Consider the following 25,827-nt stretch of genomic DNA (forward strand, 5'->3'; position numbering starts at 1 on the left):
GAATCGCTGATGAGCCGTGCTTTGCCGAATGTACTTGAACTGGATTCTCAAACTGAGCTTTTAGAACGTCTTGAGTTATTGACTAATTTTGGCTCCAACCTTATCACTATTAATGGTGCTAAAGGATTTGGTAAGTCTTGGTTGGCGCAACGTTATCTAGAGCAGTATGCTCAAGAAAAAAATCAATGTTTAGTTTTGTGCCATCCTAGTCAAGATGAAAGCCAGCATCGTACGCTTATCCTTAGCCAGCTTGTCAGTGAGCCGTTGTTTAATCCACACGATGCTTTGATTGAAAGTGCGGAGCGCCTTTTTGCTGATCAAGCTTGTGACTTTGCCATAGTTATTGATGATGCTCATCTATTAAGTGAGGCGCTCGTCTCAGAGCTATGGATGTGGGTGCTGGAAGCTCAGGCTAACCCTCAATGGACCGTCAACGTCTTGATGTTTAGCGAATCAGGTCAATTAGAGTCACTGTTGACGCGTTTAGGCTACGGGCAGGAGCATAAACCAGTCGACCTTGATATTGAAAGGCTGAGTGAAACGGAAGCGATGCGCTTTTTTGAAAACCTAGTGGTTCGTTACATCGACGAAGCCAATGAGAAAAAAGTGCGTGCCGCGTTTAAGAAAGTAGACCCGATTCCAGGGGCAATTATGGCTTTAGGAGATCTCAAGGTGGAAAAAAGGATCATTATCCGCTCGATTGTGGCATCACCGGTAAATATCGTGCTCACCGTACTGATATTATTGCTGCTCGCAGCGGCCGGTTATTGGTGGATGTTCAGTCAACCCACTGCCGATGAAAAAGCGCAAGAGATTTCACGCACGCTGGAACAAACAGTGATTCCCACTTTAGAACCCACTGCCGAAACCCAGGTGATAGAAGCCGAGCAAAAAACGGAGCTGGCTCGACAGCAAGCCGAGGCATTGTCTTTACAAGGGGCACAAGATGATACCGATGCACTCCCCCCTGCGGTGAAAGAGATGACGACCAGCGTTGGCATTAGCGATCAAGATCAGCAACGTGTTGTGATTGAGTCAGATGTGGTGGACGCATTGTTGGAAAATAAGCCACAGCAGGCTGATACCAGTAAGATGGATGCCTTGGTGGCCGCGAACACGCAAACGACCCCTGTAATCGAAACGGATGCGCCAGAAAAAATCAACCATACGCTAGAACAGGATCAAGCGCCTGCGGTTGTGCGTTTTTCCTTTGCTCGTGAAGAGTTGAAAGCGTTGTCACCCAGAGGTTACACATTGCAATTGGCGGCGATGACGTCGTTGCAAGATGTTCAAGCCTTTTTAGATAAACACCAGTTGCAAAATCAAGTCCGTATTTATCCGACGTTGAGAAACGACACGGAGTGGTACATCGTGACCTACCACGATTATCCTACTATTCAGATGGCTCGAGATGCGGTGAATGAACTGCCGAAATCTCTCCAGTCGCTTGGTCCATGGGCAAAATCGCTCAGTCAGGTGCACCGAGAGATAGACCGAGTGAAATAAACCTGAGTTTCGTGGGAAAATATGTTACATTCCGCACCCTTGAAATTGGGTTGATAGATAGAGCAGTAAAGAGCATTCGATGAAAAAGCAGCGAGCCTTTCTAAAATGGGCAGGCGGAAAATATGGCCTTGTGGAGGACATCCAAAAGCACCTACCGCCAGCTCGTAAACTCGTAGAACCTTTTGTCGGAGCGGGTTCCGTATTTCTCAATACGGATTATGACCATTATCTTTTGGCCGATATCAATCCCGATTTGATCAACTTGTACAATTTGCTCAAAGAGCAACCAGAGCTCTACATCCGTGAAGCAAAGCGCTGGTTTACGCAAGAGAATAATCGTAAAGACGCGTACTTGAGCATCCGTAGTGAGTTTAACAAAACCGATGACGTGATGTTTCGCTCGTTAGCGTTTCTCTACATGAACCGTTTTGGTTTCAATGGTCTATGCCGTTACAACAAAAAAGGCGGCTTCAATGTGCCTTTTGGTTCGTATAAAAAACCGTATTTCCCTGAAGCAGAATTAGAGTTTTTTGCGGAGAAAGCGCAGAAAGCAACGTTTGTCTGCGAAGGATATCAAGAGACATTTCGTCGTGCGCGCAAAGGGTGTGTGGTGTATTGCGATCCACCGTATGCGCCACTTTCAAATACAGCCAACTTTACGTCATACGCAGGTAATGGTTTTACCTTAGACGATCAAGCCGCATTGGCGGATATTGCGGAAAAAACCGCGAGTGAAAGAGGCATCCCAGTACTTATTTCAAACCACGACACCAAACTGACGCGCCGTTTGTATCATGGCGCAGAGCTGAATGTCGTTAAGGTCAAGCGTACTATCAGCCGCAATGGCGGGGGGCGTAACAAAGTAGATGAACTGATGGCGCTTTTCCATAAGCCAGACGCCAGTTAACCCTATCGATTCATTTGTCACATTCACACTATTTCACCGAAATGGTGGATCTCCACACTGGCTTCGGTAAAATTGCGCGCACATTGGTTTGCTGTTTTGCTCGTGATTACTGAGGTCAGGTATGAAAGATTTTCTTATTGCTCCATCCATTTTGTCTGCAGATTTTGCTCGTCTAGGTGAAGATGTTGAAAAAGTCTTAGCGGCTGGGGCGGATGTTGTCCATTTCGATGTGATGGATAACCACTATGTTCCGAACCTCACTTTCGGCGCGCCAGTGTGTAAAGCGCTACGTGATTATGGCATTACCGCGCCGATTGATGTGCATTTGATGGTCAAGCCGGTCGATCGCATCATTCCCGATTTTGCCAAAGCGGGTGCATCGATGATTACCTTCCATATCGAAGCGTCTGAGCATGTCGATCGAACTTTGCAATTGATCAAAGAGCACGGCTGTAAAGCGGGCGTTGTACTTAACCCTGCGACACCGTTGGCGCATCTAGAATTCATCATGGATAAAGTGGATCTCATTTTATTGATGTCGGTGAACCCAGGCTTTGGTGGGCAGTCATTCATTCCTCACACTTTGGATAAGCTACGAGCAGTGCGTAAGATGATTGATGCGACAGGGCGTGATATCCGCTTGGAGATCGATGGCGGTGTGAAAGTGGAGAACATTCGTGAAATCGCCGAAGCGGGCGCGGATATGTTTGTTGCAGGTTCAGCCATTTTTGGCCAACCAGATTATAAAGCTGTGATTGACGAAATGCGTGTAGAACTGGCTAAAGCGTAAATTCCAGAAGCGAGGTTGCTAGATGAATCGCTTCCTCGCATTCTCGTTTTCTCGTTTTCTCGTTTTCTCGTTTTCTCGTTTTCTCGTTTTCTCGTTTTCTCGTTTTCTCGTTTTCTAGCTCCCTAGCTCCCTATCTTCCTTGCTTTCGGTTGTTTAAAAATACTCCTTGCTTAAACTGAGCCCTTTCTGTACTATTTGCCGTCCTTAAACTCGGTCAATAACCCTTAGTTCCTTGCTTCCTCTGGATGACTGAGCCAAATGTGGAAGCTAATAATCCGTAAGGAGCAAACAATGCGTCATTACGAAATCGTATTCATGGTGCACCCTGATCAAAGCGAGCAAGTTGCTGGCATGATCGAGCGTTACACAGGTTCTATCACTGAAGCTGGCGGTAAAATCCACCGTCTAGAAGACTGGGGTCGTCGTCAACTGGCTTACCCAATCAACAAGCTTCACAAAGCTCACTACGTTCTAATGAACGTTGAAGCGGACCAAGCTGTAATCGATGAGCTAGAAACTGCTTTCCGTTACAACGATGCAGTTCTACGCAACATGATCATGCGTACTAAAGCAGCTATCACTGAGCCTTCAATCATGCTTAAGCAGAAAGAAGAACGCGCTCCTCGTCGTGAAGCTGAAGCGAAAGAATTCGCTGCTGAGTAATTGATTTTATGACCAATCGAATGGAGCTGAGCGGCACCGTCGTGAAAGATCCGATTCGAAGCCAAAGCCCTGCTGGAATCACACATTGTCGATTTTGGCTCGAGCATCGCTCGGTAGCGGTAGAGGCGGATTTACCAAGACAAGTTTTCTGTCGAATGCCAGTAGTTGTCAGCGGTAAAGGGTCACAAGAGATAACTCAACAAATAGTTTTGGGCAGTAACATTAAGGTAAGTGGCTTTGTTGCTTATCAGACCGGCCGAAATGGCGTAGGTAAATTGGTGTTACATGCCGATGACATAATTCATATTTAAGATCAGGAGATAGCCCATGGCTCGTTTCTTCCGTCGTCGTAAATTCTGCCGTTTCACTGCAGAAGGCGTACAAGAGATTGATTACAAAGACGTAGCAACTCTTAAAAACTACATCACTGAAGCTGGTAAAATCGTACCTAGCCGTATCACTGGTACTAGCGCTAAGTATCAGCGTCAACTAGCTCGCGCGATCAAGCGTTCTCGTTACCTAGCTCTACTACCGTACACTGACAAGCATCAGTAATCGGTACCGTTTATTAAGAAAGAGGATTAAACAATGCAAGTTATTCTACTTGATAAAATCGGTAACCTAGGTAGCCTTGGCGACACAGTAAACGTTAAGTCTGGTTACGCTCGTAACTTCCTTATCCCTCAAGGTAAAGCAGTTATGGCTACTAAAGGCAACGTTGAGATGTTCGAAGCTCGTCGTGCTGAACTTGAAGCGAAAGTTGCTGAGCAACTAGCTTCTGCACAAGCTCGCGCTGAGAAAGTAAATGCTCTAGAAGCAGTTGTTATCTCTTCTAAAGCTGGTGACGAAGGTAAACTATTCGGTTCTATCGGTACTCGTGACATCGCTGATGCAATCACTGCAGCTGGCGTTGAAGTTGCTAAGAGCGAAGTTCGCCTTCCTGAAGGTGCTCTACGTACAACTGGTGAGTTCGAGATCAGCGTTCAACTTCACTCTGAAGTTTTCGCGACTGCTAAACTACAAGTTGTGGCTGAGTAATTTTCAGTTTCAAGACGAAATTTTAAAGCACCTCTTTGAGGTGCTTTTTTTATTGCTCGAGTTTACGGTATCAGAGGCTTGAGATTAGAAAGCAAACAGCAGATTGACGGAGAACACGCTGTCAGCTTTGCTTAGACCATCGGGCACTCGGTCGTGGTATTGACGAGAGTGGGCGATCTTAAGGGCAATGTCTTCGGTTATGTTATTGGTTAAACTTAAATCACTGTCGGTTCGCGTATTGCTGTGACCACTGACGACGGTAATATCAGCCGAGAGACTCAGATTCTCTAACGCTTGCCAGCTGGTTTTTAAATTGCCACGGAAAATCCCTTCTTCGACGATTTCAGGAAAAATAATGTCATCGTCATCAATTTCATCCAAGTTAGGTTCTTGATAACGAAAGCCAGGACCGAATTCGAACTCAAGCACAAAGGTGTCCGTGCTGGCAAATTGATAACCCAAACCCGCTGAGATTGTGTGGTCTTTGAAGTACGCACTGTAGCGTGAATCAATGCCTTTAAAGCTGCCGTAAAGATAGGTCTTAGGGGATAACTTGTAGTCTGATTGCAGGCTGTAAGTTGACGTGCGCTTATCTTCTTCCCCATCTTTGTATAAATTGTAGAATTTCCACTCTCCATTTGAGCGGTGGCGACCTTCCGTGTATTCCCCACTGAGGCGTGCGTTGAGCGCTTTAGAATCCGAGTTGCCTGAGTGAGCTTGATAGCCAAACTCCACTTCACTTTTCCACGGAGAGGGCAGGGCGATGTCCTTATCCAAATTATCTTCAGCATAAGCAGTTAGGCTAACGGCGTATAAACCTAACGACAGAAACCAGCGATTGGACACGAACACCTCTTATAATGTGAGCTTATGGCTCAGGATAGTACGAACATACGAGAATAGGTGCGTCAGCCTAAAGTTAAAACTTGTCAGATGGACAACAAACTCTGCATGCGGAGGCGCACATCTTAAACCATTTTGAGTATAATGACGCTAAACATAAGTTACAGAGTGTAGTCATGGCGGATAATCGAAAACGCAAAATTCCGGATAGCCAAGTAGATGCAATAAAAGTTCCTCCTCATTCCTTAGAAGCTGAGCAATCGGTGCTTGGTGGTTTGTTATTGGATAATGAACGTTGGGATACGGTTGCTGAGCGTGTGGTCAGCAAGGATTTTTATAGTCGTCCCCACCGTTTGATTTTCGATGCCATCAAAAGCATTTTGGAAGAGAACAAGCCGCTCGATCTGATTACCCTGTCCGAACATTTAGAGCGCCGTGAGCAGTTGGAAGATGTCGGTGGTTTTGCGTACCTTGCCGATTTGGCGAAAAACACGCCAAGTGCTGCCAACATTAATGCTTATGCTGATATCGTTGCGGAGCGAGCTTTAGTACGTAATCTGATCAGCGTTGCCAATGAAATTGCGGATGCGGGTTATGATCCTCAAGGCCGCAGTTCGGAAGATCTGCTCGATCTCGCTGAGAGTAAAGTGTTCGCCATCGCGGAAGAACGCACCAGCGAAAACGAAGGCCCACAAAATGTCGATTCCATTCTAGAGAAAACCTTAGAACGTATCGAGCTACTGTACAAGAGCCCACAAGATGGTGTCACCGGGGTGGATACTGGCTTTACGGATCTGAATAAGAAAACCGCAGGTTTGCAAGGCTCTGACCTTATCATTGTCGCCGCACGTCCATCGATGGGTAAAACCACCTTTGCAATGAACTTGTGTGAAAACGCGGCGATGGTTCAAGACAAGCCTGTGCTCATTTTCTCACTGGAGATGCCCGCGGAACAAATCATGATGCGTATGCTGGCCTCTTTGTCTCGTGTTGATCAGACCAAGATTCGTACCGGTCAGCTGGACGATGAGGATTGGGCGCGTATTTCTTCGACCATGGGTATTTTGATGGAGAAGAAGAACATGTACATCGATGACAGCTCTGGTCTAACGCCAACGGAAGTGCGTTCACGTGCGCGTCGTGTGGCGCGTGAGCATGGTGGTTTATCGATGATCATGGTCGACTACCTTCAGTTGATGCGCGTGCCGGCTCTCTCTGATAACCGTACTTTGGAAATTGCGGAGATTTCTCGCTCACTAAAAGCATTGGCGAAGGAGCTGAATGTCCCCGTGGTTGCCCTGTCGCAGTTAAACCGCTCGCTAGAGCAACGGGCAGACAAACGTCCAGTGAACTCGGATCTACGTGAATCAGGCTCTATCGAGCAGGACGCCGACTTAATCATGTTCATCTATCGAGACGAAGTGTATAACCCTGACAGCGCGCTGAAAGGAACCGCGGAGATCATTATTGGTAAGCAGCGTAACGGTCCTATCGGTTCGGTGCGTTTGACATTCCAAGGACAGTGGTCTCGCTTTGACAATTATGCCGGCCCGGCGTTTGATGATGAGTAACACGATGAATTACATGAAAGCCGCCACGGCTTGTATTGACCTTGCGGCTTTACAACACAATTTGCAGTTGATCAAACAGCAAGCCCCGCGCAGTAAGTTGATGGCGGTGGTTAAGGCAAATGGCTATGGTCATGGTTTGCGTCACGTAGCTAAGCATGCGGTTGGTGCGGATGCCTTTGGGGTTGCGCGAATTGAAGAAGCGCTACAACTGCGAGCGTGTGGTGTCGTTAAACCAATCCTGCTTTTAGAAGGGTTTTACTCTTCGGGTGATTTGCCTGTCTTGGTGACCAACAACATTCAAACGGTGGTGCACTGCGAAGAGCAGTTGCGTGCTTTGGAAGAGGCAGAGCTTGAAACTCCAGTGATGGTGTGGCTCAAGATCGATAGTGGCATGCATCGCCTAGGGGTGCGCCCTGAGCAATACCAAGCGTTTGTTGAGCGTTTGCATCAGTGCCCGAATGTAGCCAAACCTTTACGCTATATGAGCCACTTTGGTTGTGCTGACGAGATGAACAACGAGATGACGCCGAAACAAATCGAGCTGTTTTTGTCGCTAACTCGAGGTTGCAAAGGTGAGCGCTCACTCGCCGCTTCCGCCGGATTACTCGCTTGGCAAGAAAGTCAATTGGAGTGGGTACGCCCGGGCATCATTATGTATGGTGTTTCTCCGTTTGGTGATAAGACCGCCTCCGAGCTGGGCTACAAACCAGTGATGACGTTAAAGTCTCATTTAATTGCAGTTCGAGATGTAAAAGCGGGCGAGTCAGTGGGATATGGCGCAACCTGGATCAGCGAACGCGATACCAAAGTGGGGGTGATTGCTATTGGTTATGGTGATGGCTACCCACGTACCGCACCCAATGGAACTCCCGTGTTAGTCAATGGCCGCAAGGTGCCGATTGCTGGTCGAGTCTCTATGGATATGCTCACGGTGGATCTCGGACCCGACGCAACCGATCATGTCGGTGATGAAGCAATTCTTTGGGGTGCTGATTTGCCAGCGGAAGAGGTGGCGCAGCATATCGGCACCATCGCTTATGAGTTAGTGACTAAACTTACTTCACGCGTTGAAATGTCTTATAGCGAATAAATCACTAATGAAATCAAAACCTGTTTTTCGCTTGGTGCTTGCGGCAACTGGCTTGTGTGCTCTGCCAACTTGGGCTGATGGCTGGCCAAGTTGGTCTCCAGACACGGCCGTAGTTCCTTACTATTTTGTCAGTGATAGCATGGGTAATACTCTGGGTGTTGCAGGACTTGCAAAGCACGTAGGGCAAGCCAATGCTTCTGTGTTGGGGACTGCGCTTTATTCTGACAAAGGAAGCTATGTCACTTATCTTTCTGCATCAAATTACCAAGTGGGTGATTTCTGGTTGCTGGGTGCGGAGAGCTATCAGGGGAAGTTTGTTGATTACGACTATTACCTTGGTGCCAACGCCAGTAATGATTCAACAGCGGCCGATCGAACGATAGCGACAGGTAAAGAAGCAATCACGCGTTTCTCCTTCCGTTATATTGTGCCTTGGGGGCATGCGGCGTTTCGTGGAGCGCGTGCTGCATTAGAACCCACTCGGCAAATTAAAGGCTTCTCGCCAGATCGCAGTGGTATCACCACCATTGAGTTTCAGCCGTTTCATACCTCTCGAGAAATTAATGCTATTGCTGGCCAAGATAGCGATTCTACCGGGCTCAGTTTGAAGTTGGATTGGGATAACCGAAATGATGTTCGCAACCCGACTCAAGGTTTCCGCACTCGACTGGATATCACCTACGCAGATGAAAACTGGGGTAATGACAACGATTGGTTGAAATATGAGTATTCCAGTAGTGGCTTTTGGAATCTAGGTGGTGTCGATGATCTTCTCGACCAACAAGTGTTTGCGTTTAACTTTTATATTGCCGATACGCCTACTTGGAATAATTGTAATACTCAAACATGCCAAAGACCGCCAGAGTTTGATCAGGTGAGTCTAGGCGGTTTATACCGATTGAGAAGTTTCTCCTCAGGGCGCTTCCATGGCAAATCGGCCATCAACTACAGCGCGGAGTACCGCGTTTTACCCAAATGGCAACCTTTGGATGATATTCCAGTGCTGAATATCTACGATATCCCTTGGTGGCAATGGGTCGCTTTTGTCGATATGGGACGAGTGAGCGACGAAAGTAGTTTCTCCGAGTTGCACAGCGATATGCAGTGGAGCGCCGGTGGCGCGGTGCGTTTTCAAGTGGAAGGCATTGTGGTGCGAGCCGAAATGGCATGGGGAAGTGAAGAGAGCCTTTTTCGTGTAATGGTCAACCAGCCATTTTAACGTTTGTCACCTCTTATGATGACTCAAGCCGAGCTAGTTGCTCGGCTTGTTTTTTATTCCCCATAGAGCGTGGCCATTATACGCCGTTGTCCACCATGATCTCGATGTTCGCCTAAGTAGATCCCCTGCCAAGTGCCTAACGCTAAACGCCCCTGAGAGATAGGAATAGTGAGATGGCATCCTAATGTCGAGGCTTTTATGTGGGCGGGCATATCATCATCGCCTTCATAATCATGCTGATAGTAAGTGGCCCTTTCAGGAACAAAGCGATTAAAGTGTTGCTCCATATCATGTCGAACGGTGGGGTCTGCGTTCTCATTGATGGTTAAACTGGCTGAGGTATGTTGGATAAAAAGATGTAACAAACCAACGGACAATTTTGATAATTCTGGTAATTGTTGTTCAATTTCATCAGTGATCAGATGAAATCCACGCTTTCGGGCGGGTAGGGTTAAACACTTCTGATACCACATATCTCATTCCTTATAATCTATTTGGCAAATGGATAATTCAACGCTATCTTTGGTTGCAGCGTATTAGAGAGACAACACACTATAGTGAGCCATCATGCTAAGTGGCTTGCTCAAAACAGAAACGGTTTACGTGACTTAACTCAAAGAGCGCGCAGCACGAGTGCGTCATAATTGCACTCTGAAAAAAAATTACAAACTTAAGGTTGTCTTGCGCGAGAGTGCAGTCGACAATCACAATTATTTTTTGCTAAATCGGGGATTCCACCAGTTTTCGCTAGACTGTATGGAATGGAACCTACTGTAACATCGGGATAAATACCATGTTGAAAACTATTAATCCAACGCAAACACAAGCTTGGAACGCGCTGACAGCGCATTTTGAATCTGCACAAGATATGGATCTGAAAGATCTTTTCGCTCAAGACGCAGCGCGTTTTGATAAGTTCTCAGCACGTTTTGGCAGTGATATTCTTGTCGATTACTCAAAGAACCTTATCAACGACGAAACGTTAAAACACCTATTCGCACTAGCGAAAGAAACGGAACTAAGTGCTGCTATTAAAGCAATGTTCAGTGGTGAAGCGATCAACCAAACGGAAGGTCGCGCGGTGCTGCATACGGCGCTACGTAATCGCTCAAACCAGCCAGTCCTGGTTGATGGTGAAGACGTTATGCCAGCGGTAAACGCAGTGTTAGAGAAAATTAAATCATTCACTGAGCGTGTTATTGGCGGTGAATGGAAAGGTTATACAGGTAAAGCGATCACAGATATCGTCAACATCGGCATTGGCGGTTCAGACCTAGGTCCTTACATGGTGACGGAAGCGCTTGCACCATACAAAAACCACCTAAACTTACACTTCGTATCTAACGTTGATGGTACTCACATCGTTGAAACACTGAAGAAAGTCGATCCTGAGACAACACTCTTCTTGATTGCGTCTAAGACGTTCACGACGCAAGAAACCATGACAAACGCTCACACTGCACGTGATTGGTTCCTAGCTACGGCTGGCGATCAAGCACACGTTGCTAAGCACTTTGCGGCACTTTCTACTAATGCTCCAGCGGTATCTGAGTTCGGTATTGATACTGACAACATGTTTGAGTTCTGGGATTGGGTTGGTGGTCGTTACTCTCTATGGTCAGCCATCGGTCTTTCAATTGCACTTGCTGTCGGTTACGACAACTTTGTTGAGCTTCTAGAGGGTGCTCACGAGATGGACAACCATTTCGTCTCTACAGAGCTAGAAAGCAACATTCCTGTGATTCTTGCTCTGATTGGTATTTGGTACAACAACTTCCATGGCGCTGAGTCAGAAGCCATTCTACCTTACGACCAGTACATGCACCGCTTCGCGGCGTACTTCCAGCAAGGTAACATGGAGTCGAACGGTAAATACGTTGACCGCAATGGCAACCCAGTGACTTACCAAACCGGTCCAATCATCTGGGGTGAGCCTGGTACTAACGGTCAGCACGCGTTTTACCAACTGATTCACCAAGGCACCAAGTTGATTCCTTGTGACTTCATTGCACCGGCTGTGAGCCACAACCCAGCTGGTGACCACCACCAGAAACTGATGTCGAACTTCTTTGCACAAACAGAAGCATTGGCATTTGGTAAAGATGAAGAAACCGTCAAAGCGGAATTGGTTAAAGCCGGTAAAAATGCAGAAGAAGTGGCGGCGATTGCCCCATTCAAGGTATTTGAAGGTAACCGTCCAACCAACTCTATCTTGGTTAAGCAAATCACGCCTCGCACACTGGGTAACCTGATCGCCATGTACGAGCACAAAATCTTTGTTCAAGGCGTGATTTGGAACATCTTCAGCTTTGACCAATGGGGTGTGGAGCTAGGTAAGCAACTGGCAAACCAAATCCTGCCTGAACTTGCTGATGGTTCTGAAATCAGCTCACACGACAGTTCAACCAATGGTCTTATCAACGCATTTAAAGCGTTCAAAGCGTAATGTGCGAATAGAAAAACAAAGGTCAGCGTTTGCTGACCTTTTTTATGTTCGTAATAGCGAAACAAAAAAGGTTGGACCAAGCCAACCTTTCATTTATTGATTATTCGAAACAGATTTCGATGAAAGCGTTACCCCACTGAGAGGAAAACGGCATGATGATGATCGAGCCTTCGCACTTGTGGCGAATCGTGTGTCCTTTGCCTGAGACCACAACGGGTGTCGCCATATCAAAATCAAAGCCACTTTCAGCGAGAATACGTTTTGCTCCACCAGTAACCATATTGGTGATTTCACCCACCATATCGGTTACTTCTTCATTCAATCCATTTGGTCGCTCACCCAGCATGTTCTGCATGATTTCGAGCGCAAGCCCTTCATCAAAGGTAATTGACATCGAGCCGCGTGTTTGCGCCCCGACCATACCAATAAGGCCAGAAACATCACCACGGGCAATCTCATCTTTTTTGATTCGTGGTTTCTGAGGCTTCAATTCCAGTGAAGCCATCGTTTTTAGAACATTCATTAGAGATGCTAAAAACGGGTTTACAAATTCAGCGCGCATAACGTTCTTCTATATCTTTATTCTTTCACTCTGAGAGACAAGTTTTACAGGTACCGTGAGTTTCGATCACTTGATTGGTCAATTTAAAGCCGTATTTCTCAGCATTATTAGCCAACAAGGATATCAGTGTATCATCCTGAAGTTCAACGACATCCCCACATTTATCACAAATAAGTAATTGGAAAAAATGTTGGTTCGCGTTGCAAGAGCAGCAGGAGATAAAACTGTTGGTCGATTCAACCCGATGAATAAAGCCCTGCTCCATTAAAAATTCCAAAGCGCGATAGACGGTAGGAGGTTTGGCTTGAGGTTCGCTCTCCTTGAGCTGCTCCAGTAATTCATAAGCGCTGGAGGCTCTTGAGTTTGAACAAATGAGTTCAAAAACTCGCTTACGTTGCGGAGTCAGTCGGACTCCTCGTGCCGAACATATGCCTTCTATTTGCTCAACTAGTGTCTGGTCCAAAGCTTTCACCATAATGATTGGACTTTCTTAATAATAAACTATTTCTATACGAAGATCGTTGAGAAACCGATAAAAATCCAAATAAGCTTTTATCTTTGTCACAAACGGTCAGTGTTCGCCCAACAATAAAACGAAACCTGACTCAGGTAAAGCGAGTGTAGCGCATCCCGACATGAACCATTACAATATCGGACCAAAATTTTGATATGAAGCCAACCCGAATAATTAACCGTGCAAAATATCAGCACTTTGCGCCGTTACTTATGCGGATTGCTTCGGCTCCTTTGTTGTTAAGGTAAATACTTATGACTCACTCTTGTCGTCTTTCTGTCGCTCCTATGCTCGATTGGACCGATCGCCATTGTCGTTACTTTCATCGCTTGATGACGAAAGAAACCTTGCTCTATACCGAAATGATTACGACTGGAGCGATTATTCATGGGAAAGGGGACTTTCTTGCTTATAACCAAGAAGAGCATCCTGTCGCGTTGCAGTTGGGCGGTTCAAACCCTCAAGATCTCGCCATTTGTGCCAAGTTGGCAGCAGAGCGAGGCTACGACGAAGTGAACCTGAATGTCGGTTGCCCGTCAGATCGCGTCCAGAATGGACGTTTTGGTGCTTGTCTTATGGCTGAGCCTCAATTGGTTGCGGATTGTGTCGCTGCAATGAAAGAGGTCGTCGATATTCCGGTGACGGTGAAAACCCGTATTGGTATCGATGACCAAGACTCTTACGAGTTTCTCACTGACTTTGTCTCCATGGTTTCTGAAAAAGGTGGCTGCGAACAGTTTACTATCCATGCGCGTAAAGCATGGCTGAGTGGTCTAAGCCCGAAAGAAAACCGTGAGATCCCACCACTGGATTACCCACGAGCTTACCAACTGAAGAAAGACTTTTCGCATTTGACAATTGCAATTAACGGTGGCGTGAAATCCTTAGAAGAAGCGAAAGAACACCTACAGCATCTAGATGGCGTGATGATCGGTCGTGAAGCGTATCAAAGTCCTTACTTACTCGCGTCAGTGGACCAAGAGTTGTTTGGTAGCCAATCGCCAATTAAGAAGCGACGTCAGATCGTGGAAGAAATGTATCCTTACATCGAGCAGCAGCTTACCAATGGTGCTTACCTTGGTCATATGACTCGTCACATGCTAGGGCTATTCCAAAACATGCCAGGTGCACGTCAATGGCGTCGTCATATCAGTGAGAATGCTCACAAGCCAGGCTCTGGTATTGAGGTGTTACAGCAGGCTTTAGCCAAAATACCGCAAGAACTGGATGTGTAAATTTCACCACTAGGTGGTAAAAATTACCAATCCACTCTTTATCTTGAAGCCCTTAGCTTTTATGCTTAAGGGCTTTTTCTTTATTTTTTATATGGTTACTTAATTTTTAAAAGTTGGTACAGATTCTGCTCCTTACAAGAAAACAAAGGAGATAGATGATGTTAGAGCTGATTTTTGTTTTGGTTTTCGCAGCAACCTTGTTGGTGACGGGGATTACAATGATGACGGTGTTTGCTGCAACAGGTATTGCGCTGGTGGTGATGATTTTGCTCGGTATGCTTGGGTTTGTTTTGAAGTTATTGCCTTGGTTAATTGTTATCGCCGTGGCTATCTGGTTTTTTAAGCATGTGGTCGCGCAGCCCAGATACAAATCGTAATTGGAGCGGATTTTGTTGAGTGTGTGAGCTGAGATTGTGATAGGATCGCCGCTCAGCTCATCCAAGGTTAACTCAGTAAAATCGGAGTATTACTCTCATGCGTAATAAAATCGCTACCATTTGTGCACTATTGGCACCATTAGGCCTGTTTTCTGCGACCTGCCAAGCCAGTGTGGAAACCACGGTAGGCGCCGAATTTTGGAATGTGAAAACGAAAGTCAATGAAGTTGACCGTGATCGTGCCGCCACTGGGACCTATTACGCATCGATTGAGCATGAAGTAAAATATTTGCCAGACATGCGTGTGCGTTACACTTCGGTTGATGCCGATTACATGGCATTCGATAAGCTGGATCTAACGCTTTACTTTAATTTGCTTGAGCACGATTTGATGCACTTTGATGCGGGTATCACCTTCAGCGATTTGAGCAACACCAAGTATCTCAATGTTGCGGACTTAGCCGCAGGCGAGTCTTCGTTTGATGAGATGATTTGGGCTTGGTATGGCTACGGTGAAATTAACGTACCAAAAACCAATTTTGATGTGATTGGTGAGATGAACTTTGGTAACAACAAAGGCATCAAGAGTACAGATTTGATGGCAGGCATGCAGTATCGATTGCCTTTTGAGGGGTCGGAAGTGGCTTTACGTGCGGGTTACCGCGTGATTGACTTGGAAGCCGATGCTTTTGCTTCCTCTTTGGGTAAATCATTTATCTTCGCCCATGGCTGGTTTTTAGGCGCGCAATATCGCTTTTAATCACCAATGAGAATTTGAAAAGGCCGCTAAGTTATAAGCGGCCTTTTTTTATATCTCTTATCTATAAAACTCGGCAAATAATTCGCATTGGTGGCAAATTCGTCCATGCTTATTGATGTCATCATCAAAAGTCAGACAGGGACCGTGTATGACCATTACCGAGTTAAGAAACTTATATCGAGAGAAGCAGTTGGTTGAGGCGATCATTGAACCTTCAATACAGGAGGGGGCGTGGGTGGTGGAGTTTCGCCATGCGAGAGGTGGCTTTGTTTTGCTGACAGACAGCCATGGCGAAGAGTGCCAGTATCAAGATCTTGATGAAGCGTCCAAATCCGCAATGGCGGTCGGCTTTCAACAAGTCAGAGTGGAAACCCGCTGATCTCTCAGGCTTTGCTTACTTCCAAAAAGTTATAAAACATTCACTTCTATTCTTTCTTGTTATTAAAAAGAGTGGTTAATCTATCGTCACGCAATGAATAGGGATGTCGTGACTATGTCTTCTCAAAAGAAAGTGTCATCAGGAAACACTACTCCATCAGGATTGGCTGGCTTAGCTAGCCCACTCAACGATCAACAAATTAATCTATTACAGCAGATTTCAGATTTATCACCGCAGCAATTGGCTTGGGTGAGTGGCTACTTTTGGGGATTGTCGCAAAGTGCCGCGCCATCCGCTGTCACGCCTATCGCTCAAGCGGTTTCGGCTGTGGCTGCTAAACCCGCAGGAAAACTGACGATTATCTTTGCGTCTCAAACCGGCAACGCCAAAGGGGTTGCTGAAGCGCTGGAACAAGAGGCCAAAGCAGAAGGTATTGCTGTTCAGTTATTTGACGCGAGCGATTACAAAGGTAAAAACTTAGCCAATGAAACTCATGTCATTATTGTCGCGTCCACCAATGGTGAAGGTGAAGCGCCAGATAATGCCATCGAATTGCATGAGTTCTTGCAATCGAAGAAAGCACCGAAGTTGCCAAACCTACAATACGGTGTGATTGGTTTAGGTGACTCAAGTTACGAGTTTTTCTGTCAGACGGGCAAAGATTTCGATGCCTATCTTACCAAGCTGGGTGCGACGCCATTCATCGAGCGTGTCGATTGTGATGTTGATTATGATGCATCGGCAGCACAGTGGCGTAAACAGGCGCTAGAAAAAGTAAAGGATGCGTTGTCTGCGGGAGTTGAAGCTGACGTGGTTCAATTGCCAGTCGCGCAATTGGCAGCAGGACATGCTCTCTATACTAAGCAAAACCCTTATGCTGCGACGCTACTGACCAGCCAAAAAATCACAGGCCGAGATTCTGGTAAAGACGTTCGTCATGTAGAAATCGATCTCGCTGGCTCAGGCATCACTTATCAGCCGGGAGATGCCTTAGGGGTGTGGTTTGAGAACAGTGGTGAGTTAGCCAATCAAGTGCTAGCCAAAGTGGGATTATCTGGAGTAGAAAGCATTGATGTGGACGGTGAAAGTCTCTCTATTCACAGTGCTTTGGTGAGTAAGTTTGAAATTACCTCTTCTAATCCTCAACAAGTGGAAAAGTTTGCCCTGCTTTCCGGTAGCAAAAAGCTGCTAAAACTGGTGGAAGAGAAAGACAAGCTGCGCGAGTACGCAGGTAATACGCAGCTTGTGGATCTGTTAGCGGAAAAGCAAACCAAACTTACGGCAGAGGAGTTGGTGGGACTACTGCGTCGCCTTACTCCAAGGCTGTACTCCATTGCCTCGAGCCAAACGGAAGTGGATGAAGAAGTCCATCTTACAGTAGGGCTAGTAGAGTATGAGTTCAAAGGCGAACAACGCTTTGGTGGAGCCTCCAGTTATTTAGCCCAACGTCTAGAAGAAGGTGAGCAAGTAAACATCTTTGTAGAGAACAACAATAACTTCAAGTTGCCAGTAGACGATAATGTCCCAGTCATCATGGTTGGACCTGGTACGGGTATTGCGCCTTTCCGCAGTTTCATCCAAGAGCGTGATAACCGCGGTGCTGAAGGCAAAAACTGGTTGTTCTTTGGTGATCGTACCTTTACACAAGATTTCCTCTACCAGGTTGAGTGGCAGAAGTATCTGAAATCTGGCCTGCTGACAAAACTCGATGTCGCTTTTAGTCGTGACCAAGCAGAGAAAGTCTATGTACAGCAACGCATCTTAGAAAATGCAGCGCAAGTATGGCAGTGGATTCAAGAAGGCGCCTATCTCTATGTCTGTGGCGATGCGAACCGAATGGCAAAAGATGTTCATCAGGCATTCGTCGCTGTGGCAGAACAAGAAGGTAAGATGTCACGCGATGACGCAGAAGAATTTATTAACGACTTACGTAAAGCAAAACGTTATCAAAGGGATGTGTACTAATGACTTTTTCTATTGAAAATAATAAGCAGATTGTATTAGGCGAAGAATTAGGAAAGTTGTCTGATAACGAACGTCTTAAAACGCAGAGTAACTTCCTACGTGGCACGATAGAGCAGGATCTACAAGACCGAATCACAGGCGGATTTACCGCGGATAACTTCCAGTTGATTCGCTTCCACGGTATGTATCAGCAGGATGACCGTGATATTCGTAACGAGCGCGCAAAACAGAAACTTGAGCCTCTACATAACGTGATGCTACGTGCACGTATGCCGGGTGGTATCATTACGCCCAAACAATGGTTAGCGATTGACAAGTTTGCTACCGAGCACTCGCTTTATGGCAGTATTCGTCTGACCACGCGTCAAACGTTCCAGTTTCACGGTGTACTTAAGCCGAACATCAAGCTAATGCATCAGACACTAAATAGCATTGGTATTGATTCGATTGCGACGGCGGGTGATGTTAACCGTAATGTGTTGTGTACAACCAACCCGGTTGAATCGGAACTTCATCAAGAAGCCTACGAATGGGCGAAAAAAATCAGTGAGCATTTGCTGCCTAAAACCAAAGCGTATGCAGAGATTTGGTTAGATGGTGAAAAAGTGGAAACCACGGAAGATGATGAGCCGATCCTAGGTAAAACCTACTTACCGCGTAAGTTTAAAACGACCGTCGTGATCCCTCCACAAAATGATGTGGACGTTCATGCCAATGATCTTAACTTTGTCGCGATTGCTGAAAATGGCAAATTGATTGGCTTTAACGTGTTGGTGGGCGGTGGTTTGGCGATGACACATGGTGATACGTCGACTTACCCACGTCGTGCTGATGATTTTGGCTACATTCCGCTAGAGAAAACACTGGATGTGGCTGCTGCTGTCGTCACGACGCAACGCGATTGGGGTAACCGCTCGAATCGTAAAAATGCCAAAACCAAGTACACTTTGGACCGTGTGGGTACAGATGTCTTTAAAGCGGAAGTGGAAAAGCGTGCTGGGATTAAGTTTGAAACCAGTCGTCCGTATGAGTTCACTGAGCGCGGCGATCGCATTGGCTGGGTTGAAGGGATTGATGGTAAGCACCATCTCACCCTGTTTATTGAGAATGGTCGTCTACTCGATTATCCCGGCAAACCCCTGAAAACAGGTGTGGCAGAAATCGCTAAAATTCATAAAGGTGATTTCCGTATGACCGCTAACCAAAACTTAATTGTGGCTGGTGTCTCTAAGAGCAACAAAGCCAAAATAGAGAAGTTGGCGCGTGAGCACGGTTTGATGGATGACGGCGTTAGCGAGCAGCGCAAGAACTCGATGGCGTGTGTGGCATTCCCTACCTGCCCGCTAGCAATGGCGGAAGCAGAGCGCTTCCTGCCTCAGTTTGTTACCGATGTAGAAGGTATTCTGGACAAGCATGGCCTAGATAAAGAAGACAACATCATTTTGCGAGTCACGGGCTGTCCGAATGGTTGTGGCCGTGCAATGTTGGCGGAAATCGGCTTAGTTGGTAAAGCGCCAGGTCGTTACAATCTCCATCTTGGTGGCAACCGTGGTGGTACACGAGTGCCGAAGATGTATAAAGAGAACATCACCGACACGCAAATATTAGATGAAATTGATGCGCTTGTTGGCCGTTGGGCGAAAGAGCGTTTGGATGGCGAATGCTTTGGTGATTTCACTATACGTGCTGGCATTGTTGAAGAGGTCATCATTTCTAAAAGGGATTTCTATGCTTGATTCTGTTGCTTCAACGCTGCAGCTATCAGAATTGCTCACGTTAACCAAGGCGGAGCAAAGTCTCCGCCTTGCCGAAATCAACGTTGAGTTAGAGATGCTGTCAGCTCACGATAGGGTCGCTTGGGCTCTGCAAAATTTAGAAGGGGCACACGCTGTTTCGTCGAGTTTTGGGATTCAAGCGGCTGTCATGCTGCATTTGGTATCGAAGCAGCAAGCCGATATTCCCGTCATTTTGACCGATACGGGCTACCTATTTCCTGAAACGTATCAATTTATTGATGAGTTAACTGAATCTCTAAACCTAAATCTCAAAGTATACCGAGCGAATGAGAGTGCAAACTGGCAGGAAGCTCGATATGGCAAACTGTGGGAGCAAGGTATAGAAGGTATAGAGAAATACAATAAGCTTAATAAAGTCGAACCTATGCGTCGGGCACTGAATGAGCTCAATGTTAAAACCTGGTTTTCCGGGTTACGTCGAGAGCAATCTCAATCCCGAGCCGGTCTACCTATTCTTTCGATACAAAATGGTGTGTTTAAGTTTTTACCTGTAGTGGATTGGAGTAACAAAGACGTACACTACTATTTAAAAGAACACGGTCTTTCATATCACCCCCTTTGGGATCAGGGCTATCTTTCTGTCGGGGATACGCATACAACCCAAAAATGGGAGCCAGGGATGAGTGAAGAAGAAACTCGTTTCTTTGGCTTGAAGCGTGAGTGTGGTCTTCACGAAGAAGATAATGAACAAGATGGTTCTGGTATTTAATAATAGAGAAGCTAAAAGGCCGCAGATGCGGTCTTTTATTTAGCTGCAAAACGGGCTTTGTGGATAACTTTGTGGGTATTTTGTTGGTTTGTTTTGGGTAAAGTTGGATAAATGGCGCTTTGAATGGATTTTGTTCGTTTAAGCTTTGTTTTTGCAATTTTCTCAAAATAACACTTGCCAATGTGAGCGGGATCTCTATAATGCCACCTCATCGACAGGGCGAGGGCTCACAAGGGTTTCAAGCTTGTTCGATAGGCCAGAAAGAAAAATGAAATAATTTTGAAAAAGTGTTTGACACTGAAAATTATCTCGCTAGAATGGCCGCCTCTTCCGAAGTGATGTGATTCGCAAAAGAAGAAAGCTCTTTAACAATATAAACCTATCAATCTGTGTGGGCACTCGTTGATGATAATCCAAAAGATTTATCAATGAACTGAGTGACCAAAACGATACTAAGTATCGGCACAGTCAATTTATTCAGTATTCATTGAGCCGAAGCGAAAGCTTCAAAAAACTTTTAATTGAAGAGTTTGATCATGGCTCAGATTGAACGCTGGCGGCAGGCCTAACACATGCAAGTCGAGCGGCAGCACAGAGAAACTTGTTTCTCGGGTGGCGAGCGGCGGACGGGTGAGTAATGCCTGGGAAATTGCCCTGATGTGGGGGATAACCATTGGAAACGATGGCTAATACCGCATGATAGCTTCGGCTCAAAGAGGGGGACCTTCGGGCCTCTCGCGTCAGGATATGCCCAGGTGGGATTAGCTAGTTGGTGAGGTAAGGGCTCACCAAGGCGACGATCCCTAGCTGGTCTGAGAGGATGATCAGCCACACTGGAACTGAGACACGGTCCAGACTCCTACGGGAGGCAGCAGTGGGGAATATTGCACAATGGGCGCAAGCCTGATGCAGCCATGCCGCGTGTGTGAAGAAGGCCTTCGGGTTGTAAAGCACTTTCAGTCGTGAGGAAGGTGGTAGTGTTAATAGCACTATCATTTGACGTTAGCGACAGAAGAAGCACCGGCTAACTCCGTGCCAGCAGCCGCGGTAATACGGAGGGTGCGAGCGTTAATCGGAATTACTGGGCGTAAAGCGCATGCAGGTGGTTTGTTAAGTCAGATGTGAAAGCCCGGGGCTCAACCTCGGAACTGCATTTGAAACTGGCAGACTAGAGTACTGTAGAGGGGGGTAGAATTTCAGGTGTAGCGGTGAAATGCGTAGAGATCTGAAGGAATACCGGTGGCGAAGGCGGCCCCCTGGACAGATACTGACACTCAGATGCGAAAGCGTGGGGAGCAAACAGGATTAGATACCCTGGTAGTCCACGCTGTAAACGATGTCTACTTGGAGGTTGTGGCCTTGAGCCGTGGCTTTCGGAGCTAACGCGTTAAGTAGACCGCCTGGGGAGTACGGTCGCAAGATTAAAACTCAAATGAATTGACGGGGGCCCGCACAAGCGGTGGAGCATGTGGTTTAATTCGATGCAACGCGAAGAACCTTACCTACTCTTGACATCCAGAGAATCTAGCGGAGACGCTGGAGTGCCTTCGGGAACTCTGAGACAGGTGCTGCATGGCTGTCGTCAGCTCGTGTTGTGAAATGTTGGGTTAAGTCCCGCAACGAGCGCAACCCTTATCCTTGTTTGCCAGCGAGTAATGTCGGGAACTCCAGGGAGACTGCCGGTGATAAACCGGAGGAAGGTGGGGACGACGTCAAGTCATCATGGCCCTTACGAGTAGGGCTACACACGTGCTACAATGGCGCATACAGAGGGCGGCCAACTTGCGAAAGTGAGCGAATCCCAAAAAGTGCGTCGTAGTCCGGATTGGAGTCTGCAACTCGACTCCATGAAGTCGGAATCGCTAGTAATCGTGGATCAGAATGCCACGGTGAATACGTTCCCGGGCCTTGTACACACCGCCCGTCACACCATGGGAGTGGGCTGCAAAAGAAGTGGGTAGTTTAACCTTCGGGAGGACGCTCACCACTTTGTGGTTCATGACTGGGGTGAAGTCGTAACAAGGTAGCGCTAGGGGAACCTGGCGCTGGATCACCTCCTTATACGATGATTATTGCGATGAGTGTTCACACAGATTGATACGGTTTAGATTAGAGCATCTAGTGGGTCTGTAGCTCAGGTGGTTAGAGCGTACGCCTGATAAGCGTAAGGTCGGTGGTTCGAGTCCACTCAGACCCACCACTCAACGATGGGGTTATAGCTCAGCTGGGAGAGCGCCTGCCTTGCACGCAGGAGGTCTGCGGTTCGATCCCGCATAGCTCCACCATCTTTAAGGGTTTTTCCTTAAGAATCTTTAAAAATGGTTTTCATTAGAAAATCTGCTCTTTAACAATTTGGAAAGCTGACAAAACAACAATTTATTGTTGTTTGTAAAGTTCTCAATGTTTGTCTTTAAGACAAACACCAACAAACACATTCAAGTGTTCTTGGGAATGTCACTTTTAAGTGACTATTCGAAATTGAGTCCGGCAAAATCAACGCTATCTCGCTCATTCAAATAATGAGATAGCAACTTTGGTTGTTTAACAAAGACCCTTTGGGGTTGTATGGTTAAGTGACTAAGCGTACACGGTGGATGCCTTGGCAGTCAGAGGCGATGAAGGACGTAGTAACTTGCGATAAGCGTAGATGAGGCAGTAACAGCCACTTGAGTCTACGATTTCCGAATGGGGAAACCCACTGGCATAAGCCAGTATCATTGAGTGAATACATAGCTCAATGAAGCGAACCGGGAGAACTGAAACATCTAAGTACCCCGAGGAAAAGAAATCAACCGAGATTCCGAAAGTAGCGGCGAGCGAAATTGGATTAGCCCTTAAGCTTTACATGTGTTAGACGAACGGTCTGGAAAGTCCGACGATACAGGGTGATAGTCCCGTAGTTGACGATGCATGTTCAGTGAAATCGAGTAGGGCGGGACACGTGTTATCCTGTCTGAATATGGGGGGACCATCCTCCAAGGCTAAATACTCCTGACTGACCGATAGTGAACCAGTACCGTGAGGGAAAGGCGAAAAGAACCCCTGTGAGGGGAGTGAAATAGAACCTGAAACCGTGTACGTACAAGCAGTAGGAGCACCTTCGTGGTGTGACTGCGTACCTTTTGTATAATGGGTCAGCGACTTATATTCAGTGGCAAGGTTAACCATCTAGGGGAGCCGTAGGGAAACCGAGTCTTAACTGGGCGCCATAGTCTCTGGATATAGACCCGAAACCGAGTGATCTAGCCATGGGCAGGTTGAAGGTTGAGTAACATCAACTGGAGGACCGAACCGACTAATGTTGAAAAATTAGCGGATGACTTGTGGCTAGGGGTGAAAGGCCAATCAAACTCGGAGATAGCTGGTTCTCCCCGAAAGCTATTTAGGTAGCGCCTCGGACGAATACTACTGGGGGTAGAGCACTGTTAAGGCTAGGGGGTCATCCCGACTTACCAACCCTTTGCAAACTCCGAATACCAGTAAGTACTATCCGGGAGACACACGGCGGGTGCTAACGTCCGTCGTGGAGAGGGAAACAACCCAGACCGCCAGCTAAGGTCCCAAATTACAGCTAAGTGGGAAACGATGTGGGAAGGCTTAGACAGCTAGGATGTTGGCTTAGAAGCAGCCATCATTTAAAGAAAGCGTAATAGCTCACTAGTCGAGTCGGCCTGCGCGGAAGATGTAACGGGGCTAAGTTGTAAACCGAAGCTGCGGCAATGTTCTATGAACATTGGGTAGGGGAGCGTTCTGTAAGCCGTTGAAGGTGTGTTGTAAAGCATGCTGGAGGTATCAGAAGTGCGAATGCTGACATGAGTAACGACAAGGGGGGTGAAAAACCTCCCCGCCGGAAGACCAAGGGTTCCTGTCCAACGTTAATCGGGGCAGGGTAAGTCGACCCCTAAGGCGAGGCTGAAAAGCGTAGTCGATGGGAAACGGGTTAATATTCCCGTACTTCTTACAATTGCGATGGGGGGACGGAGAAGGCTAGGTGGGCCTGGCGACGGTTGTCCAGGTTCAAGTGCGTAGGCTGAGTGTTTAGGTAAATCCGGACACTCTTAAGGCTGAGACACGACGTCGAGCTACTACGGTAGTGAAGTCATTGATGCCATGCTTCCAGGAAAAGCCTCTAAGCTTCAGATTGTAAGGAATCGTACCCCAAACCGACACAGGTGGTCGGGTAGAGAATACCAAGGCGCTTGAGAGAACTCGGGTGAAGGAACTAGGCAAAATGGTACCGTAACTTCGGGAGAAGGTACGCTCTTGATGGTGAAGTCCCTTGCGGATGGAGCTGACGAGAGTCGCAGATACCAGGTGGCTGCAACTGTTTATTAAAAACACAGCACTGTGCAAAATCGTAAGATGACGTATACGGTGTGACGCCTGCCCGGTGCCGGAAGGTTAATTGATGGGGTTAGCGTAAGCGAAGCTCTTGATCGAAGCCCCGGTAAACGGCGGCCGTAACTATAACGGTCCTAAGGTAGCGAAATTCCTTGTCGGGTAAGTTCCGACCTGCACGAATGGCGTAATGATGGCCACGCTGTCTCCACCCGAGACTCAGTGAAATTGAAATCGCTGTGAAGATGCAGTGTACCCGCGGCTAGACGGAAAGACCCCGTGAACCTTTACTACAGCTTGGCACTGAACATTGAACCTACATGTGTAGGATAGGTGGGAGGCTTTGAAGACGTGACGCCAGTTGCGTTGGAGCCGTCCTTGAAATACCACCCTTGTATGTTTGATGTTCTAACGTTGGCCCCTAATCGGGGTTGCGGACAGTGCCTGGTGGGTAGTTTGACTGGGGCGGTCTCCTCCCAAAGAGTAACGGAGGAGCACGAAGGTGGGCTAATCACGGTTGGACATCGTGAGGTTAGTGCAATGGCATAAGCCCGCTTAACTGCGAGAATGACGGTTCGAGCAGGTGCGAAAGCAGGTCATAGTGATCCGGTGGTTCTGAATGGAAGGGCCATCGCTCAACGGATAAAAGGTACTCCGGGGATAACAGGCTGATACCGCCCAAGAGTTCATATCGACGGCGGTGTTTGGCACCTCGATGTCGGCTCATCACATCCTGGGGCTGAAGTCGGTCCCAAGGGTATGGCTGTTCGCCATTTAAAGTGGTACGCGAGCTGGGTTTAGAACGTCGTGAGACAGTTCGGTCCCTATCTGCCGTGGGCGTTGGAAGATTGAAGGGGGCTGCTCCTAGTACGAGAGGACCGGAGTGGACGAACCTCTGGTGTTCGGGTTGTGTCGCCAGACGCATTGCCCGGTAGCTAAGTTCGGAATCGATAACCGCTGAAAGCATCTAAGCGGGAAGCGAGCCCTGAGATGAGTCTTCCCTGATACTTTAAGTATCCTGAAGGGTTGTTCGAGACTAGAACGTTGATAGGCAGGGTGTGTAAGCGCTGTGAGGCGTTGAGCTAACCTGTACTAATTGCCCGTGAGGCTTAACCATGC

The 25,827-nt window shown here is 47.1% G+C and carries 22 protein-coding genes, 2 tRNA genes and 2 rRNA genes; 22 read left to right on the forward strand and 4 right to left on the reverse strand.

Annotated features, from left to right (window positions below; all coding sequences use genetic code 11):
* The first annotated feature begins 9 nt into the window (after positions 1 to 9).
* The 7 genes from AOT11_RS08660 to rplI all read left to right on the forward strand — a co-directional run bounded on the left by AOT11_RS08660 (position 10) and on the right by rplI (position 4,904).
* Positions 10 to 1,506, forward strand: a complete 1,497-nt coding sequence (locus tag AOT11_RS08660) for an AAA family ATPase (RefSeq protein WP_017419661.1) — start codon at positions 10 to 12, stop codon at positions 1,504 to 1,506.
* 79 nt (positions 1,507 to 1,585) lie between these two features.
* Positions 1,586 to 2,413, forward strand: coding sequence for a Dam family site-specific DNA-(adenine-N6)-methyltransferase (locus AOT11_RS08665; RefSeq protein ID WP_017419662.1), 828 nt, complete (start codon positions 1,586 to 1,588; stop codon positions 2,411 to 2,413).
* Positions 2,414 to 2,534: 121 nt separating this feature from the next.
* Positions 2,535 to 3,203 carry a ribulose-phosphate 3-epimerase gene (rpe, locus tag AOT11_RS08670; RefSeq protein WP_017419663.1) on the forward strand — a complete coding sequence of 223 codons (669 nt, stop codon included), beginning with the start codon at positions 2,535 to 2,537 and terminating at the stop codon, positions 3,201 to 3,203.
* A gap of 291 nt (positions 3,204 to 3,494) precedes the next feature.
* Complete coding sequence (rpsF, locus tag AOT11_RS08675) at positions 3,495 to 3,866, forward strand: 30S ribosomal protein S6 (protein WP_011079362.1); 372 nt, start codon at positions 3,495 to 3,497, stop codon at positions 3,864 to 3,866.
* 8 nt (positions 3,867 to 3,874) lie between these two features.
* The gene (priB, locus tag AOT11_RS08680) at positions 3,875 to 4,177 is read left to right on the forward strand and encodes a primosomal replication protein N (RefSeq protein WP_017419664.1); all 303 of its coding nucleotides are present in this window, start codon (positions 3,875 to 3,877) and stop codon (positions 4,175 to 4,177) included.
* Positions 4,178 to 4,193: 16 nt separating this feature from the next.
* Positions 4,194 to 4,421 (forward strand): 30S ribosomal protein S18, encoded by a 228-nt coding sequence (gene rpsR, locus AOT11_RS08685; RefSeq protein ID WP_000090472.1) that lies wholly within the window; start codon positions 4,194 to 4,196, stop codon positions 4,419 to 4,421.
* Positions 4,422 to 4,454: 33 nt separating this feature from the next.
* The gene (gene rplI / locus AOT11_RS08690; protein WP_017419665.1) at positions 4,455 to 4,904 is read left to right on the forward strand and encodes a 50S ribosomal protein L9; all 450 of its coding nucleotides are present in this window, start codon (positions 4,455 to 4,457) and stop codon (positions 4,902 to 4,904) included.
* 84 nt (positions 4,905 to 4,988) lie between these two features.
* Here rplI and AOT11_RS08695 read toward each other — a convergent pair whose 3' ends face one another.
* Positions 4,989 to 5,750: a DUF481 domain-containing protein gene (locus AOT11_RS08695; protein ID WP_026050198.1), complete on the reverse strand. Its 762-nt coding sequence runs from the start codon at positions 5,748 to 5,750 to the stop codon at positions 4,989 to 4,991.
* A 173-nt stretch (positions 5,751 to 5,923) separates the two neighbouring features.
* Here AOT11_RS08695 and AOT11_RS08700 point away from each other — a divergent pair, with 173 nt between their 5' ends.
* From AOT11_RS08700 to AOT11_RS08710, 3 genes are read left to right on the forward strand one after another with little or no spacing between them, the layout of a single operon-like run.
* Entirely contained in the window at positions 5,924 to 7,318 is a 1,395-nt protein-coding gene (locus tag AOT11_RS08700; RefSeq protein WP_026050197.1) for a replicative DNA helicase, read from the forward strand.
* Entirely contained in the window at positions 7,290 to 8,408 is a 1,119-nt protein-coding gene (gene alr / locus AOT11_RS08705) for an alanine racemase (protein WP_017419668.1), read from the forward strand. The genes AOT11_RS08700 and alr overlap by 29 nt, the downstream gene beginning before the upstream one ends.
* 7 nt (positions 8,409 to 8,415) lie before the next feature.
* Positions 8,416 to 9,627: a BamA/TamA family outer membrane protein gene (locus AOT11_RS08710; protein WP_017419669.1), complete on the forward strand. Its 1,212-nt coding sequence runs from the start codon at positions 8,416 to 8,418 to the stop codon at positions 9,625 to 9,627.
* A 53-nt stretch (positions 9,628 to 9,680) separates the two neighbouring features.
* Here AOT11_RS08710 and AOT11_RS08715 read toward each other — a convergent pair whose 3' ends face one another.
* Positions 9,681 to 10,100 carry a secondary thiamine-phosphate synthase enzyme YjbQ gene (locus tag AOT11_RS08715; protein WP_017419670.1) on the reverse strand — a complete coding sequence of 140 codons (420 nt, stop codon included), beginning with the start codon at positions 10,098 to 10,100 and terminating at the stop codon, positions 9,681 to 9,683.
* Positions 10,101 to 10,420: 320 nt separating this feature from the next.
* Here AOT11_RS08715 and pgi point away from each other — a divergent pair, with 320 nt between their 5' ends.
* Entirely contained in the window at positions 10,421 to 12,073 is a 1,653-nt protein-coding gene (gene pgi, locus AOT11_RS08720) for a glucose-6-phosphate isomerase (protein WP_017419671.1), read from the forward strand.
* A gap of 100 nt (positions 12,074 to 12,173) precedes the next feature.
* Here the strand turns inward: pgi and AOT11_RS08725 are convergent, their stop codons facing one another.
* Positions 12,174 to 12,635 carry a chemotaxis protein CheX gene (locus tag AOT11_RS08725; RefSeq protein ID WP_011079371.1) on the reverse strand — a complete coding sequence of 154 codons (462 nt, stop codon included), beginning with the start codon at positions 12,633 to 12,635 and terminating at the stop codon, positions 12,174 to 12,176.
* 25 nt (positions 12,636 to 12,660) lie between these two features.
* Positions 12,661 to 13,110 (reverse strand): zinc uptake transcriptional repressor Zur, encoded by a 450-nt coding sequence (gene zur, locus AOT11_RS08730; RefSeq protein WP_011151269.1) that lies wholly within the window; start codon positions 13,108 to 13,110, stop codon positions 12,661 to 12,663.
* 293 nt (positions 13,111 to 13,403) lie between these two features.
* Between zur and dusA the strand changes: the two genes are divergently transcribed.
* The 11 genes from dusA to AOT11_RS08785 all read left to right on the forward strand — a co-directional run bounded on the left by dusA (position 13,404) and on the right by AOT11_RS08785 (position 25,825).
* Positions 13,404 to 14,384, forward strand: a complete 981-nt coding sequence (gene dusA, locus AOT11_RS08735) for a tRNA dihydrouridine(20/20a) synthase DusA (protein WP_017419672.1) — start codon at positions 13,404 to 13,406, stop codon at positions 14,382 to 14,384.
* A gap of 158 nt (positions 14,385 to 14,542) precedes the next feature.
* The gene (gene pspG / locus AOT11_RS08740; protein WP_017419673.1) at positions 14,543 to 14,761 is read left to right on the forward strand and encodes an envelope stress response protein PspG; all 219 of its coding nucleotides are present in this window, start codon (positions 14,543 to 14,545) and stop codon (positions 14,759 to 14,761) included.
* A gap of 97 nt (positions 14,762 to 14,858) precedes the next feature.
* Positions 14,859 to 15,521, forward strand: coding sequence for a TIGR04219 family outer membrane beta-barrel protein (locus AOT11_RS08745; protein WP_017419674.1), 663 nt, complete (start codon positions 14,859 to 14,861; stop codon positions 15,519 to 15,521).
* 148 nt (positions 15,522 to 15,669) lie between these two features.
* A complete protein-coding gene (locus AOT11_RS08750; protein ID WP_011079375.1) occupies positions 15,670 to 15,900 on the forward strand; it encodes a hypothetical protein in 231 nt (76 codons plus the stop codon).
* A 93-nt stretch (positions 15,901 to 15,993) separates the two neighbouring features.
* Positions 15,994 to 17,865 carry an assimilatory sulfite reductase (NADPH) flavoprotein subunit gene (locus AOT11_RS08755; RefSeq protein WP_017419676.1) on the forward strand — a complete coding sequence of 624 codons (1,872 nt, stop codon included), beginning with the start codon at positions 15,994 to 15,996 and terminating at the stop codon, positions 17,863 to 17,865.
* Positions 17,865 to 19,601 (forward strand): assimilatory sulfite reductase (NADPH) hemoprotein subunit, encoded by a 1,737-nt coding sequence (cysI, locus tag AOT11_RS08760; protein WP_017419677.1) that lies wholly within the window; start codon positions 17,865 to 17,867, stop codon positions 19,599 to 19,601. Before AOT11_RS08755 ends, cysI begins: the two co-directional genes overlap by 1 nt.
* On the forward strand, positions 19,594 to 20,370 hold the full coding sequence (locus tag AOT11_RS08765) for a phosphoadenylyl-sulfate reductase (RefSeq protein WP_017419678.1): 777 nt from the start codon (positions 19,594 to 19,596) through the stop codon (positions 20,368 to 20,370). The genes cysI and AOT11_RS08765 overlap by 8 nt, the downstream gene beginning before the upstream one ends.
* Before the next feature lie 518 nt (positions 20,371 to 20,888).
* Positions 20,889 to 22,431 (forward strand): 16S ribosomal RNA (locus AOT11_RS08770).
* 62 nt (positions 22,432 to 22,493) lie between these two features.
* A tRNA-Ile gene (locus AOT11_RS08775) sits at positions 22,494 to 22,570 on the forward strand.
* A gap of 9 nt (positions 22,571 to 22,579) precedes the next feature.
* Positions 22,580 to 22,655: transfer RNA gene (locus tag AOT11_RS08780), tRNA-Ala, on the forward strand.
* Between the two features lie 282 nt (positions 22,656 to 22,937).
* Positions 22,938 to 25,825: ribosomal RNA gene (locus tag AOT11_RS08785) — 23S ribosomal RNA — on the forward strand.
* Together the 16S and 23S rRNA genes with 2 tRNA genes alongside form the textbook arrangement of a ribosomal RNA operon.
* Positions 25,826 to 25,827: the final 2 nt, after the last annotated feature.

Origin of the sequence: Vibrio vulnificus NBRC 15645 = ATCC 27562 (assembly GCF_002224265.1) — a bacterium.
Classification (GTDB): Bacteria; Pseudomonadota; Gammaproteobacteria; order Enterobacterales; family Vibrionaceae; genus Vibrio; species Vibrio vulnificus.

Coding starts and splice junctions, on each gene's coding strand:
- AOT11_RS08700 (WP_026050197.1), top strand. CDS start 5,924: ATGGCGGATAATCGAAAACGCAAAATTCCGGATAGCCAAGTAGATGCA.
- AOT11_RS08750 (WP_011079375.1), top strand. CDS start 15,670: ATGACCATTACCGAGTTAAGAAACTTATATCGAGAGAAGCAGTTGGTT.
- AOT11_RS08715 (WP_017419670.1), bottom strand. CDS start 10,100: ATGTGGTATCAGAAGTGTTTAACCCTACCCGCCCGAAAGCGTGGATTT.
- zur (WP_011151269.1), bottom strand. CDS start 13,110: ATGGTGAAAGCTTTGGACCAGACACTAGTTGAGCAAATAGAAGGCATA.
- AOT11_RS08660 (WP_017419661.1), top strand. CDS start 10: ATGAGCCGTGCTTTGCCGAATGTACTTGAACTGGATTCTCAAACTGAG.
- rpsR (WP_000090472.1), top strand. CDS start 4,194: ATGGCTCGTTTCTTCCGTCGTCGTAAATTCTGCCGTTTCACTGCAGAA.
- AOT11_RS08765 (WP_017419678.1), top strand. CDS start 19,594: ATGCTTGATTCTGTTGCTTCAACGCTGCAGCTATCAGAATTGCTCACG.
- AOT11_RS08755 (WP_017419676.1), top strand. CDS start 15,994: ATGAATAGGGATGTCGTGACTATGTCTTCTCAAAAGAAAGTGTCATCA.
- AOT11_RS08710 (WP_017419669.1), top strand. CDS start 8,416: ATGAAATCAAAACCTGTTTTTCGCTTGGTGCTTGCGGCAACTGGCTTG.
- dusA (WP_017419672.1), top strand. CDS start 13,404: ATGACTCACTCTTGTCGTCTTTCTGTCGCTCCTATGCTCGATTGGACC.
- AOT11_RS08745 (WP_017419674.1), top strand. CDS start 14,859: ATGCGTAATAAAATCGCTACCATTTGTGCACTATTGGCACCATTAGGC.
- rpe (WP_017419663.1), top strand. CDS start 2,535: ATGAAAGATTTTCTTATTGCTCCATCCATTTTGTCTGCAGATTTTGCT.
- AOT11_RS08665 (WP_017419662.1), top strand. CDS start 1,586: ATGAAAAAGCAGCGAGCCTTTCTAAAATGGGCAGGCGGAAAATATGGC.
- cysI (WP_017419677.1), top strand. CDS start 17,865: ATGACTTTTTCTATTGAAAATAATAAGCAGATTGTATTAGGCGAAGAA.
- priB (WP_017419664.1), top strand. CDS start 3,875: ATGACCAATCGAATGGAGCTGAGCGGCACCGTCGTGAAAGATCCGATT.
- AOT11_RS08725 (WP_011079371.1), bottom strand. CDS start 12,635: ATGCGCGCTGAATTTGTAAACCCGTTTTTAGCATCTCTAATGAATGTT.
- pspG (WP_017419673.1), top strand. CDS start 14,543: ATGTTAGAGCTGATTTTTGTTTTGGTTTTCGCAGCAACCTTGTTGGTG.
- rpsF (WP_011079362.1), top strand. CDS start 3,495: ATGCGTCATTACGAAATCGTATTCATGGTGCACCCTGATCAAAGCGAG.
- rplI (WP_017419665.1), top strand. CDS start 4,455: ATGCAAGTTATTCTACTTGATAAAATCGGTAACCTAGGTAGCCTTGGC.
- alr (WP_017419668.1), top strand. CDS start 7,290: ATGCCGGCCCGGCGTTTGATGATGAGTAACACGATGAATTACATGAAA.
- pgi (WP_017419671.1), top strand. CDS start 10,421: ATGTTGAAAACTATTAATCCAACGCAAACACAAGCTTGGAACGCGCTG.